Origin of the sequence: Pedobacter frigoris, assembly GCF_032678645.1 — a bacterium.
In the GTDB taxonomy this organism is placed as follows: domain Bacteria; phylum Bacteroidota; class Bacteroidia; order Sphingobacteriales; family Sphingobacteriaceae; genus Pedobacter; species Pedobacter frigoris_A.
Window position 1 is genome coordinate 259,905 of sequence record NZ_JAVTSP010000005.1, and the last position, 14,231, is coordinate 274,135.

Annotated in this window: 15 protein-coding genes; 12 read left to right on the forward strand and 3 right to left on the reverse strand. The window is 40.4% G+C overall.

Annotated elements, in window-relative coordinates; translation table 11 throughout:
- The first annotated feature begins 71 nt into the window (after window positions 1-71).
- The 3 genes from R2Q78_RS17240 to R2Q78_RS17250 all read left to right on the forward strand — a co-directional run bounded on the left by R2Q78_RS17240 (window position 72) and on the right by R2Q78_RS17250 (window position 3,130).
- Window positions 72-392, forward strand: coding sequence for a hypothetical protein (locus R2Q78_RS17240; protein ID WP_316793787.1), 321 nt, complete (start codon window positions 72-74; stop codon window positions 390-392).
- Between the two features lie 80 nt (window positions 393-472).
- Window positions 473-952 carry a DUF3347 domain-containing protein gene (locus R2Q78_RS17245; protein ID WP_316793788.1) on the forward strand — a complete coding sequence of 160 codons (480 nt, stop codon included), beginning with the start codon at window positions 473-475 and terminating at the stop codon, window positions 950-952.
- Between the two features lie 12 nt (window positions 953-964).
- Window positions 965-3,130 (forward strand): multicopper oxidase family protein, encoded by a 2,166-nt coding sequence (locus R2Q78_RS17250; RefSeq protein WP_316793789.1) that lies wholly within the window; start codon window positions 965-967, stop codon window positions 3,128-3,130.
- 12 nt (window positions 3,131-3,142) lie between these two features.
- On the opposite strand, the gene R2Q78_RS17255 is transcribed toward R2Q78_RS17250, so the two are convergent.
- Window positions 3,143-3,991 (reverse strand): hypothetical protein, encoded by an 849-nt coding sequence (locus tag R2Q78_RS17255; RefSeq protein WP_316793790.1) that lies wholly within the window; start codon window positions 3,989-3,991, stop codon window positions 3,143-3,145.
- A gap of 153 nt (window positions 3,992-4,144) precedes the next feature.
- Between R2Q78_RS17255 and R2Q78_RS17260 the strand changes: the two genes are divergently transcribed.
- The 3 genes from R2Q78_RS17260 to R2Q78_RS17270 all read left to right on the forward strand — a co-directional run bounded on the left by R2Q78_RS17260 (window position 4,145) and on the right by R2Q78_RS17270 (window position 6,711).
- Complete coding sequence (locus R2Q78_RS17260; protein ID WP_316793791.1) at window positions 4,145-4,921, forward strand: SDR family oxidoreductase; 777 nt, start codon at window positions 4,145-4,147, stop codon at window positions 4,919-4,921.
- Between the two features lie 272 nt (window positions 4,922-5,193).
- Entirely contained in the window at window positions 5,194-6,000 is an 807-nt protein-coding gene (locus R2Q78_RS17265) for a phytanoyl-CoA dioxygenase family protein (protein ID WP_316793792.1), read from the forward strand.
- Between the two features lie 216 nt (window positions 6,001-6,216).
- Window positions 6,217-6,711 carry a DinB family protein gene (locus R2Q78_RS17270; RefSeq protein ID WP_316793794.1) on the forward strand — a complete coding sequence of 165 codons (495 nt, stop codon included), beginning with the start codon at window positions 6,217-6,219 and terminating at the stop codon, window positions 6,709-6,711.
- On the opposite strand, the gene R2Q78_RS17275 is transcribed toward R2Q78_RS17270, so the two are convergent.
- Window positions 6,708-8,279 carry an ATP-binding protein gene (locus R2Q78_RS17275; protein WP_316793795.1) on the reverse strand — a complete coding sequence of 524 codons (1,572 nt, stop codon included), beginning with the start codon at window positions 8,277-8,279 and terminating at the stop codon, window positions 6,708-6,710. The two genes, R2Q78_RS17270 and R2Q78_RS17275, sit on opposite strands and share 4 nt — an antisense overlap.
- 169 nt (window positions 8,280-8,448) lie before the next feature.
- Between R2Q78_RS17275 and R2Q78_RS17280 the strand changes: the two genes are divergently transcribed.
- Genes R2Q78_RS17280 through R2Q78_RS17290 form a run of 3 tightly spaced genes read left to right on the forward strand, consistent with a single transcriptional unit; the run spans window position 8,449 to window position 10,330 of the window.
- A complete protein-coding gene (locus tag R2Q78_RS17280; RefSeq protein WP_316793796.1) occupies window positions 8,449-8,766 on the forward strand; it encodes a hypothetical protein in 318 nt (105 codons plus the stop codon).
- 47 nt (window positions 8,767-8,813) lie between these two features.
- Complete coding sequence (locus R2Q78_RS17285; protein WP_316793798.1) at window positions 8,814-9,332, forward strand: hypothetical protein; 519 nt, start codon at window positions 8,814-8,816, stop codon at window positions 9,330-9,332.
- A gap of 41 nt (window positions 9,333-9,373) precedes the next feature.
- Window positions 9,374-10,330, forward strand: a complete 957-nt coding sequence (locus R2Q78_RS17290) for a TIGR01212 family radical SAM protein (protein WP_316793800.1) — start codon at window positions 9,374-9,376, stop codon at window positions 10,328-10,330.
- Here R2Q78_RS17290 and R2Q78_RS17295 read toward each other — a convergent pair.
- Window positions 10,309-10,791, reverse strand: coding sequence for an SRPBCC family protein (locus tag R2Q78_RS17295; protein ID WP_316793801.1), 483 nt, complete (start codon window positions 10,789-10,791; stop codon window positions 10,309-10,311). The genes R2Q78_RS17290 and R2Q78_RS17295 overlap by 22 nt on opposite strands.
- Before the next feature lie 341 nt (window positions 10,792-11,132).
- Here R2Q78_RS17295 and R2Q78_RS17300 point away from each other — a divergent pair, with 341 nt between their 5' ends.
- The 3 genes from R2Q78_RS17300 to R2Q78_RS17310 all read left to right on the forward strand — a co-directional run bounded on the left by R2Q78_RS17300 (window position 11,133) and on the right by R2Q78_RS17310 (window position 14,230).
- Entirely contained in the window at window positions 11,133-12,515 is a 1,383-nt protein-coding gene (locus tag R2Q78_RS17300) for an ammonium transporter (RefSeq protein WP_316793802.1), read from the forward strand.
- A 43-nt stretch (window positions 12,516-12,558) separates the two neighbouring features.
- Entirely contained in the window at window positions 12,559-13,581 is a 1,023-nt protein-coding gene (locus R2Q78_RS17305) for an outer membrane beta-barrel protein (RefSeq protein ID WP_316793804.1), read from the forward strand.
- A 64-nt stretch (window positions 13,582-13,645) separates the two neighbouring features.
- On the forward strand, window positions 13,646-14,230 hold the full coding sequence (locus tag R2Q78_RS17310; protein WP_316793805.1) for a DUF4468 domain-containing protein: 585 nt from the start codon (window positions 13,646-13,648) through the stop codon (window positions 14,228-14,230).
- Window position 14,231: the final 1 nt, after the last annotated feature.

Genomic DNA, 14,231 nt, shown 5'->3' on the forward strand with positions numbered 1-14,231 from the left:
ATCAACCTATGAAAAGCAACTTCTCTAATCCTCTGAAAGCAGTTTTTTTACTAGTCGTTTTTTTATTAAATATGGCGGTAGGATTTGCTTGTGTTATTGGTGCGGGAGTAGTACATAAGCATAGGTTTCACAGGACTGTGGCTCACCATCATCATGCTGATAAAGACAATTGCTGTAAGGATGAGGTTACAAAGTTATTGAAGGCAGATAAGGTTTCTGTTGCTTCGGTTATTGTAATAAACCCACCTGCTTTTATTAAACTTTACGCGTCTTATTATCAGTCTGATGTTTTAGTATCGTTTGAGCGTAGCTCCTGCACTAAATATTTTGTCCGGGACTACCATCCGCCCATACCGGACATCCGAGTGAGCATTCAGAGTTTTCAGATTTGATTTATTGATTTCTTAGTTTTTGCATACGTGGAAGGAACCACTATTCCGTAATTTTTGTTATGCATTAAAATCAAACCATTATGAAAAAGATATTTTTATTGGTTGCTTTAATTGCAACCGTATTTGTGCAAATTGGATTTGCACAACAAAACAATACTTCTGAAAAAATACCAGCTATTCTTCCCTCATATTATCAGGTTAAAGATGCACTGGTAGCGGGAAATACTACACTTGCTGCAACAAGTGCTGGCGAATTGATTAAAGCCATCAGCAATGCTGATGAGAAAATAGTAGGCAAAGCAACTAAAGCCGCTCTTACTGAGCATGCAAATAAGATTGTCAAAACCAAAGACCTGAATGCTCAACGAGAATATTTTGCCGGACTTTCTACAGGAATGATTGCGCTGGCGAAATCAGCTACATTGTCTGCGGAGCCGATTTATCAGCAATATTGCCCAATGAAGAAAAGCAGCTGGCTGAGCAGTGAAAAGGCTATTAAAAATCCATACTATGGCAGCAGTATGCTGACCTGTGGGAATGTAGTAGGAACGATAAAATAACGGCCGGATTTTATGAAAAAAATTATCTTATACATAGTCTTCATGAGTATGTACGGGTTTGCCTTTGCACAGCATGAGCGAGCTAAAGCGCCAAGAACGGTCCGGTATGATCTGTACGTTGCCGATACAACGGTTACATTTGGTAAGGAATCAAAACGTGCGATTGCCGTAAATGGGCGGATCCCGATGCCTACGCTGACCTTTACGGAAGGCGATACTGCAGAAATCCATGTACACAATAATTTGGATGAAGAAACCTCTCTGCACTGGCATGGCTTGTTTTTGCCCAACAATATGGACGGTGTTCCTTTTCTTACTCAAATGCCCATAAAACCACATAGCACCTATGTGTACCGGTTTCCAATTGTTCAGAACGGAACACACTGGTATCACAGTCATACCGGGTTACAGGAACAAATTGGGATGTATGGGGCTTTCATCATAAACAAGAGAAAGGAATCGGACATACCGACTTTACCTATTGTGATTAGCGAGTGGACAGACATGAAACCCATGGAGGTACATCGTAGCCTCCACAGTGCCACCGACTGGTTTGCAATTCAAAAGGGTGCAACGCAGAGTTATTGGGAAGCTGCTAAGACCGGGAACTTTAAAACAAAACTGAACAATGAATGGAAGCGCATGAATGCCATGGATGTAAGTGATGTGTATTATGATACCTTCCTGATCAATGGTAAAAATCAAAATGAGCAGCCTCAGTTTAAGGCAGGTGACAAGGTACGGCTCAGGATTGCAAATGCGGGTGCCTCCGATTATTTCTGGCTGACTTATGCAGGAGGGAAGATTACGGTAGTAGCCACGGATGGAAATGATGTAGAGCCGGTGGAGGTAGACCGCCTGATCATTGCGGTATCTGAAACCTATGATGTGGTCGTGACCGTCCCTGAAAATAAGAGCTATGAGTTTCTGGTGACGCCTGAAGACCGCACCAAATCGGCGTCTTTATGGCTTGGCAAAGGTGATAAGGTTGCTGCTGAGCCTCTTCCTAAGCTAAAGTATTTTGCTGGCATGAAAATGATGAATGACATGGTGGACATGCAGGGGAATATGGTGGAAATGGAGGGTATGAAAATGCAGAACCAGGTCATGGATATGAATACGGTGATGTACCCTGAGATCGCCGGCGAGAAAAAAGAAGGTAAGGATATCGTGACGCTTAACTATGATATGCTCCGTGCTACTCAAAAAACAACATTACCTAAAGGACCCTGGAAAGAATTGAAATTCGACCTGACTGGTAATATGAATCGTTATGTCTGGACTCTGGACAATAAAACAGTTTCGGAAACAGATAAGATCTTGATTAAAAAGGGAGAGAACGTGCGCATCATCCTGTATAATAACAGCATGATGCGTCATCCTATGCATCTTCATGGGCATGATTTTAGGGTAGTAAATGCACAGGGTGAGTATGCGCCGATGAAGAACGTGCTGGATATTATGCCGATGGAACGTGATACTATAGAGTTTGCCGCAACTGAGCCTGGTGGAGATTGGTTCTTTCACTGCCATATTTTGTACCATATGATGAGTGGTATGGGTAGGGTATTTAGCTATGAAAATTCGCCTCCTAATCCTGAATTGCCTGATCCTGCATATGCTAGGAGAAAACTGAATTCGGACGACCGGGAATTTCATTTGATGGGAAATATTGGTCTGGAAAGCAATGGTAGTGATGGAGATCTGATGATAGGAAACACCCGTTACCGTTTTTCAACAGAATTTAGGCTAGGCTTAAAAGCTGAACATGGTAATGAGGTGGAAGCTTATTTTGGCCGTTATATTGGAAAAATGCAGTGGCTGATGCCCTTTGTAGGTTTTGATTACCACTATAACCGCATGGGTAATATGGAGGAAAAAAACATGTTTGGTCAGATGAGTAACCAGATGAATAGGAAGGCGGCGGTGATAGGTTTCCAATATACTTTGCCTATGCTGGTTACTGCTGAAGCCAGGCTGGACAGTAAGGGGAAAATGCGGTTCCAGTTGATGCGTGAAGACATCCCATTGAGCGGTAGATTGCGCTTGAACATCATGGGGAATACAGATAAAGAGTATATGGGTGGACTGCGTTATATTGTTACCAAGTATTTTTCATTCTCCACCCATTATGACAGTGATATGGGGTATGGAGGGGGAATTACTTTGACGTATTAGCCCCCAACAAGTTTATTTTCTATATAGCGGGCATCTTTTCAACAGGTACTCAAGAGGACTGGAGAATGATCCGTCAGTATTTGCAAAAAAAGCTTTATGGTTTTGATTGTAAATGCTGGCATTGGTGTCCATGTAAATGTGCAGACTTACGGCTACTTCATAGTTTTGCGCAGCATTGCTTGAGCTTGATCCGTAAGAAGAGACACCTTTGATATTTTTATCATTGTCTGTTTTAACTTTTGTATTTGAGCTGCCACTGGTATAACTGGTTTGATAGCCCTTATTTTGTGTTACGGTACCATCAATTACATATTCTACGCCTAGTATGCCGCAGATCTCTTTCATGGTGAAATTCATCATTTTGTCTTTGGTTACGCCAGCTTTTGCCAGGGCAGCGTTGGTTGTCCTGGTATCTAAAATTGTGTAACCTGCAGAATGTTTTGAAAGGAATGCATAGGTGTCGTCTTGCGCTTTATAGCCGATTGCATCAGCTCCAGGCTGGTTTTCCAACAGGTAAGTAAATGGCAGTATGGCTATTTTGTTGTGGTTGTCTGCAGGAGAGGCCGTCATAGCTACCGCTTCTTGCTGTCGTACCTGTGCGGGAACGTTTGCTGCGCTCATCATCTCTACCCTTCCGCTTGAATGAACAATTTTAGCAATTTCAGATTTCTTAATCACATATTCGGCAGTTTCTCCCGTGTAAACAAAAGTTACGTCGTTATCGGTAATTTTAATGACTTTTCCGGTCATTTCCTCACCATTTGTCTTTTGGATAATGTCTTGTTTTGTGTTATTTCCTGATTGAGCGAAAAGATTTGCGGAAATAAAAGTTAAAATGAGGAATATATATAGCTTTTTCATGGGCTTTAGTTATTTAATTTTTTTAACGTGAAATTAAGGATTATTGTTTTAAAATTCTTACTGTAGCTTAAATTTTTTATGGTTTGAGTTTATATTCAGGCGAGAATAGGTAGAAAATATGTTTATTTTAGCCGGAGCTAAATGCGAATTGCCATGAATGAATATGCATTAATAACCGGTGCCAGTAAAGGAATTGGAAAAGCTATGGCTTTGAGACTGGCTGATAAAGGTTATCACCTGATGTTGGTGGCGCGTTCTGAAAAGGAACTTCAGGAGCTTTCAATTTTGATTGAAGAACAGTTCCAGGTAAAAGCGTTATATTTTTCTACAGACCTGTCTGAAAAAGATGCTGCGGCTAAAGTCACAGATTGGGTTAAGACATGTACTTCTTCATTGTCAGTGCTGATAAACAATGCCGGTTATGGCGTATGGGGTGATTTTGATGTACTGGATCTGGAAATGCAGATGAACATGATGCGACTGAATGTGGATACGGTTATAGCGTTGACCTATCAGTTGCTGCCCATATTGAAAGCACAAAAGCAGTCGTATATATTGAATGTATCTAGTACAGCCGCTTACCAGGCAGTACCAACGCTGGCACTTTACGCTGCAAGCAAAACTTTCATCTTGTCTTATAGCAGGGCACTGCATTTTGAATTGAAAGATAGCTCAGTATCGGTCAGTTGCGTTTGCCCGGGACCTACTGATACGGATTTTGCGAGTAGGGCAGGTATGGATGCATTAGCGGATCTTGCAAATAAATTTAACATGAAACCTGATGATGTAGCGGAAAGTGCATTGAAGGGTATGTTTGGAAAAAAGACGGAGATTATCCCTGGCTTTTTAAATAAGCTTTCGGCTTTTGGTGCCAATCATCTTCCTAAGTCTTTGATTGAGAGGATTACAGCCGGATTGTACAGGCGATAAAAAAAATAATGCATTTTATTTTAAAAAATATTTGATCCTATAAATATTTTCCTACATTTGTAATGTCTACTAAAATGGTAGTCTTTAATAAATGACAAATAACAACAACATATTTACTGCGCATCTGATGCGAATGCCCATGCTAAAGTGGGCAGGTTGTTGCTGTTGTTGTTGATCCTCGATTTTCTTATCGAATCATAATTAACCGCGGTCTGTCCACACACCCGGCACTGGATCTTATCATCTTATTTTTTCATTTTATCAGCATAACCATGAGCAATACATACGTTAAATTCAACTTAGGCAGTACAATTACAACAGAGCAACAAGAGTTTTTTAATCAGAACGGATTCATACATTTTAAGAATTTCATCAAAAAGGAAACGGTAGACGACATCATTCAGGCTTCACGTCAGGTAGAGCAGGAGTGGATCGCAAACCAAAGGGTCAAGGTGAATGGGATACCGGTAAAGTACGGGAAGGACCTGAATGGTGAGGCGATCGTTCAGCGCTTTGCTTTTATCAATCAGCACCATTCTTTATTTTCTGAATTGCCGCGGGATCCAAGGTTTGAAACCTTACTCAATCTGATTGGTCCCGGTGCCAGACTGGGTACAGAAGAGAAAGACGGCATGGTATTAAATCATTATGTGAATGGGCCGGAGAGCAAGTTTACTCAAATGGGCTGGCATACGGATGGACTCAGAGATATTTTTCATGGGCAGAAATTAAATCCGATGCTGAATGTCGGGATTCATCTTAGTACCCTGAAACCAGAAAATGGTGGTTTGAGGGTTCTGCCCGGAACACATAAGCAAGGCATTTACCAGATGCTTTTTCGCAAGAAGTACTTCCTGGACAATAAAGCAGATGCTAATGAGATTGCCATCATTCCGGAAGCAGGTGACCTTACTATTCATGATGGTCGTCTGTGGCACCGGGTTGCACAGTCGTCAGTTGTTGGAGAGGAGAGTCGTCGCAGGGTTATTTATCTGCCGATCATAGCGGGTAGATACGAACCTAAACATGAGAATAGTCCAACTGCTTTCTACCAACGCTTTGCTGGCCTGGTTAAATAAATGGTTTATGCTTATCGCTTTAATTATTACTTATCTGGTGCGTACAGGGAAAATGGAAGTTATTAGACAAGCTTATCAGGGAGGTTTTGGTTTTACGAAATTAAAAGCAAAACTAAAATGGTGATTTGTCGCAATCGCCCCCTTTAATTGTCCGGTTGTTACCGCTTTATTGTTAGATACATTCGTTAATTTTATTGAATACTAATTGATTAACTTATGGGAACAAAAACAGCAAGTACTAGGATTGAGGGCTTATTACCCCTGTTTGACATGCACACTACTTTTTTCGCAAGGGCAATTGAAGGCATTTCTGAGGAGGATATGTACAAACGCTTAAATACAAAGGCCAATCATATGGCCTGGTTGACGGGAGCTTTGGTAGGACAACGTTATTACATGATCCAGGATACACATCCGGAGCTGAAACAGAACGGATGGGATTTGTTTAAAGACAATAAAGGCCTTCAGGAAGATGCAAAGTATCCAACTATAGCTGAATACCTGGAGGACTGGGAAAAGGTGACGCCTCTTGCCCGTCAGGCTTTGATCTCGGTTGATGATCAAAAGCTGGACAGTATTATTGATATGGGCTTTATGAAACTTAGTCTTTATGAAATGACTTCTTTTACAATATATCGTGAGGCCAGTATGATCGGTCAGCTCGCATTATGGCGCAGACTTTTAGACTATCCGGCAATGCGGTACGATTAAGCAAGAGGAAGTTCAAAGAAGAAGGTCGATCCTACGCCACTTTGACTTTCTACCCAAATACGTCCTTTGTGGTGCGCAATGATTTCAGCACTCAGGTAGAGACCTATGCCAAATCCGGAGATATTCTCTGTATGCTTGGTCTCTATCCTGTAAAATCTGTCGAACAATCTTTGAAGGTCATGAGGTTTAATACCCATTCCTTCATCACGTATACTAAAGTGAAGTTTGTCGTCTTCCTGTCTACATTTGATATCTACTTTTCTACCTTTTGGTGAATATTTAATGGCATTACTCAGCAAATTGGAAATCACTGCGGCGATTTTATCTCTGTCTGCAAACAGTGTTAAGGAGTTTGGGCATTCAAAGTTAATTTCATATCCCGAAGTGGTCATTTCTGTTTCTTCTATGATCTGCCTGATCAGTTCATTTAAGCAAAAAGATTGTTTGTTGATTTGTATTTTTCCGGATTCTAAACGTGAAATATTTAGGAAACCATTGATTAGCCCGGTCATTCTTCTGATCTGTGCATTCATTTTTACAAGAGCAGGGGTCATAAAGTCGTCGTCGATTTTACGGGTCTTTATCATGAGCATTTGGATGTAGCCCGTCAGCGAGGTCAATGGAGTTTTCAGCTCGTGAGAAACCATGCCGATGAAATCATTCTTACGCATTTCATCTTTCTTTTGTTCGGTGATGTCCAGCATGACCCCGCTGAATCTAAATACTTCCTTCTTGTAATTAAACATCGCCTTTCCTTTGGCTCTTACGTGTCGGGGCATAGGGTCCAGCGGATTAATGATGGTATATTCAATGTCATAGCTACCTCCATTTTCGACAGCTATTGCTGCTTGTATCGCGTTCGTGACGCGCTCCCTGTCTTGCTCTGCGATAACATCGATTGCCCTCGACAGTTCTATCTCTGAATCTGGCGGCAATCCAAACCATGACTTCAGCCTTTCATTGCCTATGAATTTTCCCGTAGCGGGATTTAAATCCCAAGTACCCAGTTCTGCGGATGTGATGGCAAATTCTAATTCATCCTTTGCAAGTTCCAGTTCGTGATAGGAATTGATTTGTTTGGTGGTCTCGTTGCAAATAACGAGTACACCTCCGGGTTTGCCATATTCGTTGTTCACTCTGCTATAACTGAAAGTCCAATAAACATTTTCCAACTTACCGTTTCTGTATATGGGGATTAGCTGATCCTCGCTCCATGTAGATTCTCCTCCTGCCATTACCTGGTCAATCAGTGGTTTGATTACCGGCCAGATTTCCGGCCAGCATTCCTCGCCTCGCTGACCCAAAGCCATGGGGTGCTTGCCTTCATTTCCCAGACTGGGTCTGTAAGCATCATTATAAAACTGGATCAGTTCCGGGCCCCACCATAAAAACATAGGAAACCTTGAATTGAGAATAATGCTAACTGTAGTAAGCAGGCTTTGTGACCAGTTTTCGGGTGCCCCAAGAACTGTAGACGACCAGTCAAATGTGCGGGTAAGCTCACCCATTTCTCCTCCTCCGGAAAGATATTGATGGTAAGAATTTTTAGGGTGATCTACAGTTTGCATGGCATTAGCTTATAGTTAAATAAAGGTAATGTTTTTTCTCATTTAGCCTATCGGGCATCGTAAAATTGTTTTTTAAGGGTGGAAGAATTCAGTTAATTGACTTAAACCTGTCATTTATTTCAGCAATATTAGTTACTTTTGCTAATATTTGTAGTATTTAGGATTAGACATGACAGTAACTGTACTCCCAATTATTGAGCCGCATACGAACCCAGCACCTCCATTGACCAAGGTAATGAATGAAAGACTTCAGCGCCTGGCAAAAGAATTAGAAATGATGCATCTTAAAGACTTACAGGCTATTGAGCCTTTGTTTGAAGACGTGGTAATCTATATTAGTTATAACAGTAAATACAGCCTGCGCTGGAAGATTGTAAACGATGTACCTGAAGAAGTGGAAAATATAGTAGCGGAACAATGTGGGAAATTGGGTTATATCAGATGGAAATTCTCTCCTTATGTGATCAATCAGCGTAGGGAGGATTGATGAATACATTGCATACGCTTATACAAAAAACCATATTTCTTTTTCTAATGTTCCTCTTGCTCTGCACTTCTTTATCTGCGCAACAGAAGTTTGACTGTGATAAGGTGCTCGATACAGAGCCTTATTTCGTCAAGAATAAAAGCGGGGAAAAGGACCATTCGCTGATTCGGGATATTGAAATATTAAAACGCTGCGGCAATTTCAATAGCACTGATAGTGCATTTTTGAAAGGGCCGATTTTAGGTGTATTGATGCTGGAGCAAGTAAATGCAGGTAAGCCGGCGACGTATCGTACCATAGTCGACTTTTTTGCTGAGTTTCGGAAAACTAATAAATATAAGGATTTTGAATATGGACTTTCTCTTTATAAAAAGATAGGACAGAAACGCATCGACCTGAAAAATTGGGATGCAGATCAGGAGCTGTTTGTGAGGATGGGTTTTACTGTTAATGATCTGAATGATTTTAAAGCTTTTATGTCGCAGCCGGAACAGGCAGGTCTTACTTACATGGCTGCATTGACAAAGTATATGACTGAAATCGATGCCATGAGCGCCGATAAATAAAATAATAAATTAAAAAGCTGTATTTTTGCAAAAAAAAGAAATTGGGAACTCTACTGGATCAAGGTATTAAAGGATATAATAATTACGGCACTCACCTTAAAGAGAAGTATAAAGGGCAGCGTGTATTTAAAGTAATTGTAGATGGAGGATTTACTTGTCCGAATCGTGATGGTAGTAAAGGCTATGGCGGTTGTACTTATTGTAATGTAGATTCTTTTACTCCCGAACTTTCCCGTAAACTGCCTACGATCCGTGAACAGCTGGAGCAGGGAATGGAGCGGGGAAAAGGTTTTTATAAAGCCGATAAATTTATAGTCTATTTTCAGCCGAATACCAATACGTACGCGCCGGTTCATTATTTGAAGATGATGTACGACGAAGCATTATCTATCAATACAGAAGATGTGGTAGGTTTTTCAGTAGGTACCCGGCCCGATTGTATTGATGCAGAAAAGGTGGCTTTACTGGAAAGTTATACGGATCGCTTCGATGTGGATTTGGAAATGGGGATGGAATCTATCTATGATGAGACCCTTGATCAGATTAACCGGGGTTGTAGTCATGGCGAATTTGTAGAGGCTGTTAAACTGCTGGATAATTCAAAGTTAGATCTGTGTGTCCATACTATTTTTGGTTTCCCCTGGGAAACAGAAGAAATGATGCTGGGGTATATCCATGAGATCAACCGTTTTCCGCAGATTAAATTCGTTAAGTTTCACCACCTTCATATTGTAGAGGGATCTATCATGGGTGTGAAATATAAAAAGAACCCTTTTAAATTGTTCTCTCTGGAAGAATACACTGATTTATTGTGTAAATTGATTCCTTTGCTTAGACCGGATATCGTTATTCAACGCCTGTTTGGTATTTCGGACTGGGATTTGCTGATTGCGCCAAATTGGGGTTTGAATAAGTCTGCTATTCAAACTTACATAGATAAAGAAATAGAGCGAAGAGGAGTGGTTCAAGGCTCGGCTTATATTCCTGTTGAAGCATAGTTCCCGAATATTTCTATAACCTTCTTTTTTCTGAATTCAAATATCTGCTGTAGCTTATTGGCAACAAATATTCCATTTGCAATTCTTCCCAGGATACCCATAGGTAATCCGTAAGTGAGTATGTCAGTCATTTCAGTACCTCCCGGTATGGCTTTAAAATGATGCTGGTGGTGCCAGAACTTATAAGGGCCAAATCTTTGTTCGTCGATAAAATATTTCTTGTCTTCCACTTGCGTAATCTCTGTCATCCAGTTGAGCTTGATTCCTGCCATTGGGGATACCTTATAAGTAATGAGCATTCCCGGGTACATGTGTTTGATGTGGTTTGGGTCTGAAGTGACTGTAAAAGACATGTCTGCAGGAGTTATTTTGGCCAGGTTCATAGGAGAAGAGAAAAATTCCCAGGCCTCATCTATGGAAATTGGAAGTAACTGCGAGAAAGTAAGGTGATATGATTTCATAATTGTATTTAAAGATACAATTATTGCGGTGAAATTGTTTTTGAATGATTTAGTGATAATCTGCCTGGATTTATTTAGTATTTCTATGTTTTTGTCTTAAAATTCGTGTGATTTTTATTTTTTTATTAAAAATTAGATGGTATTTGTGTGTTAATATTAGATATATTCAAAATTTTAGGTTTAAAATTTAAATATTGTTAGCGTTTTTGTGGTTTTTGTGCTTTGATTTTATGTTTATGTGCTCTGTTTTTTATTAAAAATGTAAAATGATGGAAATAAATCATACTTTTATCAAAATAAATCAAACAAATTATAATTATAACTAGTAAAATCTAACATTTATGGCAAAAGTTTTATTTAAACAGTGGGGTCCATTTGCAGTTTTATTAATAATTGCAATTCTTGCCCTATTTATTCCCTTGCTTCCTAATTTTGACGAGGGTAAGTACAGCGGACCGGACATCGCTTTTGTGTTAATTGCTGCGGCGCTTGTGTTTTTGATGACTCCAGGTCTTGCTTTCTTCTATGGCGGTATGGTTCATCGTAAGAATGTATTGTCTACCATGATTAAAAGTGTTGTAGCTGCAGGAGTAATTTCTGTGTTATGGGTAGTTGTAAGCTTTAGTCTTGCATTTGGTGATACAATAGGCGGGATTATTGGAAACCCTAAGACCTTTTTCTTTTTTCAGGGTGTAAACTCAAGTCCTTCATGGAGTCTTGCAGCAACCATTCCGCTTTCTTTATTTGCGGTTTTCCAATTGATGTTTGCCATCATTACGCCAGGGCTGGTTGTAGGTGCTGTGGCGGAACGTATCCGTTTCACATCTTATATTCTTTTTATTGTATTGTTCTCTTTGCTGGTATATTCTCCATTGGCACACTGGACATGGCATCCGGAAGGCCTGCTTTTTAAAATGGGCGTCCTTGACTTTGCAGGCGGTACTGTAGTTCACATTTCTGCTGGTATGGCTGCTCTTGCAGGTGCTTTAGTTTTGAAAAGAAGAAGAAGTCATGCAGAACACAAAGAAGTTCCTCCTGCTAACATTCCATATGTACTAATAGGTACAGGATTGCTTTGGTTTGGATGGTTTGGCTTCAACGCAGGATCTGCATTAGGTGCAAATAGTTTAGCAGTTTCGGCATTCCTTACTACAAATATCGCAGCAGGTGCGGCAGGATTGTCATGGATGTTCTTTGATGTATCCAGAGGTAAAAAGCCTTCTGTACTGGGATTCTGTATTGGAGCGGTAGTTGGTCTTGTTGCCATCACTCCGGGAGCAGGTTTTGTAAGTATTCCTTCAGCTATATTTATCGGTGTTATTGCTGCGGTGATCTCTAATCTTGCTGTTTCATGGAAACAAAAAACAAGCCTTGACGATACATTGGATGTATTCCCTTGCCATGGTGTAGGTGGTATCGTAGGTATGTTGTTGACAGGTATATTCGCAACTAAAACTGTAAATAGTGCTGGTGTTGACGGTCTATTATATGGTAATCCTGCTTTCTTTTTGACTCAGTTAAAAGGAGTGGTGATCACTGTGGTATTCAGTTTTGTAATGTCCTTCGTGATTTTTAAACTGATCAACCTTGTTCAACCTATTCGCGTAACTTCAGAAGAAGAAGAAGAAGGATTGGATGCAAGTCAGCACAATGAAAAATATTTCCAGGGAACGCTTATTGTTGCTTCAACCGGAGAAGAATTAGAGAACGAACCAGCTCTATAAGACCATAAACCATCTAAATTTCAACCTCAAACCAAAACAAACCATGAAACTAAAATCACTACTGACCATAGCGACTTTATCATTTGCATCTGCAACTTACGCCCAGGAAGCTACACCACTACAGCTTTCTGGGTCTGTAGACACTTATTTTAAATATGATTTTGCAAAGACGCCCAATATCAAAACTTACTTTGCTTCAGAGCAAAATTCAGTTTCGATAGGAATGATTGATCTTGCATTAAAGAAAAGTACTGGTAAAGCATCGTTTGTTGGCGAGCTTTCTTTCGGCCCCAGGGGCCAGTACGAATCGATAGGGAATGGCCCGGATGGCAATTCTTTTCATATCCAGAATCTTTATATAAATTATGCTTTTACTGATAAATTCAGTCTTACTGCAGGTTATATGGGGACATTTGTTGGTTATGAAGTAATTTCTCCTGTAGCAAATTTCAACTATTCTACTTCTTATCTTTTTGGAGCAGGACCATTTCAGAATGCCGGTATTAAAGGCTCTTATGTGTTCTCAGATAAGGTAAGTCTGATGGTAGGCTTATTTAACGATTGGAATGTATATCAGGACTTTAATGGGGTATCGCATGTTGGTGGACAATTAACTGTTAATCCAATCGAAGGTTGGACTGCATACTTAAACGTTTTATCTGGTTATTCAGCCGGGGCCGGCGGTACAGGGACTATTTTTGACCTGACTACAGCTTATCAGGTGACGGATAAATTTAAATTAGGTCTGAATGCCGCAGATTATTCAGTAACAAATGATAACGGAGGTTATACAGGAGCGGCATTGTATCCTCAATATGCCTTTACACCAGCTGTTTCTTTGGGTGTGAGAGGTGAATACTTTAACATAAAAGGCACTGGCGGTGCTTCTGATTCAGCAATCACTTCAGTGACCTTATCTGGTAATATTAAAGCTGGTGGTTTGACCTTCATTCCCGAAGTTCGCTTCGATAATGACGAAGAGCAGTTCTATCAGTTTAAGAAAAGCAATGGTGCATTCACAAAATCTGCTGCTCAGTTTTCTTTGGCGGCAGTTTACGCATTTTAGTCTCTATTACGTTAATCTTAAGCCACCGGAAAAATTTTCGGTGGCTTTTTCATACATTTAAACTATGAAATTTATATCCGGTCTGTTTTTTTTGCTAATGATCAGCCTGCTGAGTTTGGGTCAGGAGCGGCCGCTGTCTTATGATGAAAGAGGTAAGTTGATTCATTATGAAGTAGTAGAGCAGATTGGGGTTTCTAAAGCTGATCTATCAGCAAGGGCAGATCGCTTTTTTAAGCAAAGGGCTAAGCAGATTAAGTTGAAGTCCGGGTCAAAGGATACTGTCATACAGGCCGATGGCAAGATCGTTATTAATAAAACAGCCTTGGTACTTAATCGTCCATCTGGAGAGGTCAAATATAATTTCAATGTAGAATGCCGGGATGGCAAGTATCGTTTTTGGTTGACGGATTTTGTATTTATACCATATCAAAGAGATCGCTACGGTAATTTTGTTGCGGCTACGACTGTAGGTACTCCGCTTGAAAATGAGCCGGGGAAGTTAAATGCCGCGGAGTGGAAGGGGTATATCAATAATACCGGTAAGGAGGCAGGAATCCTGGCGGCTCAGTTTAAGGAAAGCATGGCCAACAAGCAAGAGATTAAGCCTGCAGGTAAGTCGAGAGAGATTATTTCAACAAAGAAGTGGTAAA

Bases quoted from the DNA above. Each gene is read 5' to 3' on its own strand.
- R2Q78_RS17240 (WP_316793787.1), top strand. From the start codon at position 72: ATGGCGGTAGGATTTGCTTGTGTTATTGGTGCGGGAGTAGTACATAAG.
- R2Q78_RS17245 (WP_316793788.1), top strand. From the start codon at position 473: ATGAAAAAGATATTTTTATTGGTTGCTTTAATTGCAACCGTATTTGTG.
- R2Q78_RS17250 (WP_316793789.1), top strand. From the start codon at position 965: ATGAAAAAAATTATCTTATACATAGTCTTCATGAGTATGTACGGGTTT.
- R2Q78_RS17255 (WP_316793790.1), bottom strand. From the start codon at position 3,991: ATGAAAAAGCTATATATATTCCTCATTTTAACTTTTATTTCCGCAAAT.
- R2Q78_RS17260 (WP_316793791.1), top strand. From the start codon at position 4,145: ATGAATGAATATGCATTAATAACCGGTGCCAGTAAAGGAATTGGAAAA.
- R2Q78_RS17265 (WP_316793792.1), top strand. From the start codon at position 5,194: ATGAGCAATACATACGTTAAATTCAACTTAGGCAGTACAATTACAACA.
- R2Q78_RS17270 (WP_316793794.1), top strand. From the start codon at position 6,217: ATGGGAACAAAAACAGCAAGTACTAGGATTGAGGGCTTATTACCCCTG.
- R2Q78_RS17275 (WP_316793795.1), bottom strand. From the start codon at position 8,279: ATGCAAACTGTAGATCACCCTAAAAATTCTTACCATCAATATCTTTCC.
- R2Q78_RS17280 (WP_316793796.1), top strand. From the start codon at position 8,449: ATGACAGTAACTGTACTCCCAATTATTGAGCCGCATACGAACCCAGCA.
- R2Q78_RS17285 (WP_316793798.1), top strand. From the start codon at position 8,814: ATGTTCCTCTTGCTCTGCACTTCTTTATCTGCGCAACAGAAGTTTGAC.
- R2Q78_RS17295 (WP_316793801.1), bottom strand. From the start codon at position 10,791: ATGAAATCATATCACCTTACTTTCTCGCAGTTACTTCCAATTTCCATA.
- R2Q78_RS17300 (WP_316793802.1), top strand. From the start codon at position 11,133: ATGGCAAAAGTTTTATTTAAACAGTGGGGTCCATTTGCAGTTTTATTA.
- R2Q78_RS17305 (WP_316793804.1), top strand. From the start codon at position 12,559: ATGAAACTAAAATCACTACTGACCATAGCGACTTTATCATTTGCATCT.
- R2Q78_RS17310 (WP_316793805.1), top strand. From the start codon at position 13,646: ATGAAATTTATATCCGGTCTGTTTTTTTTGCTAATGATCAGCCTGCTG.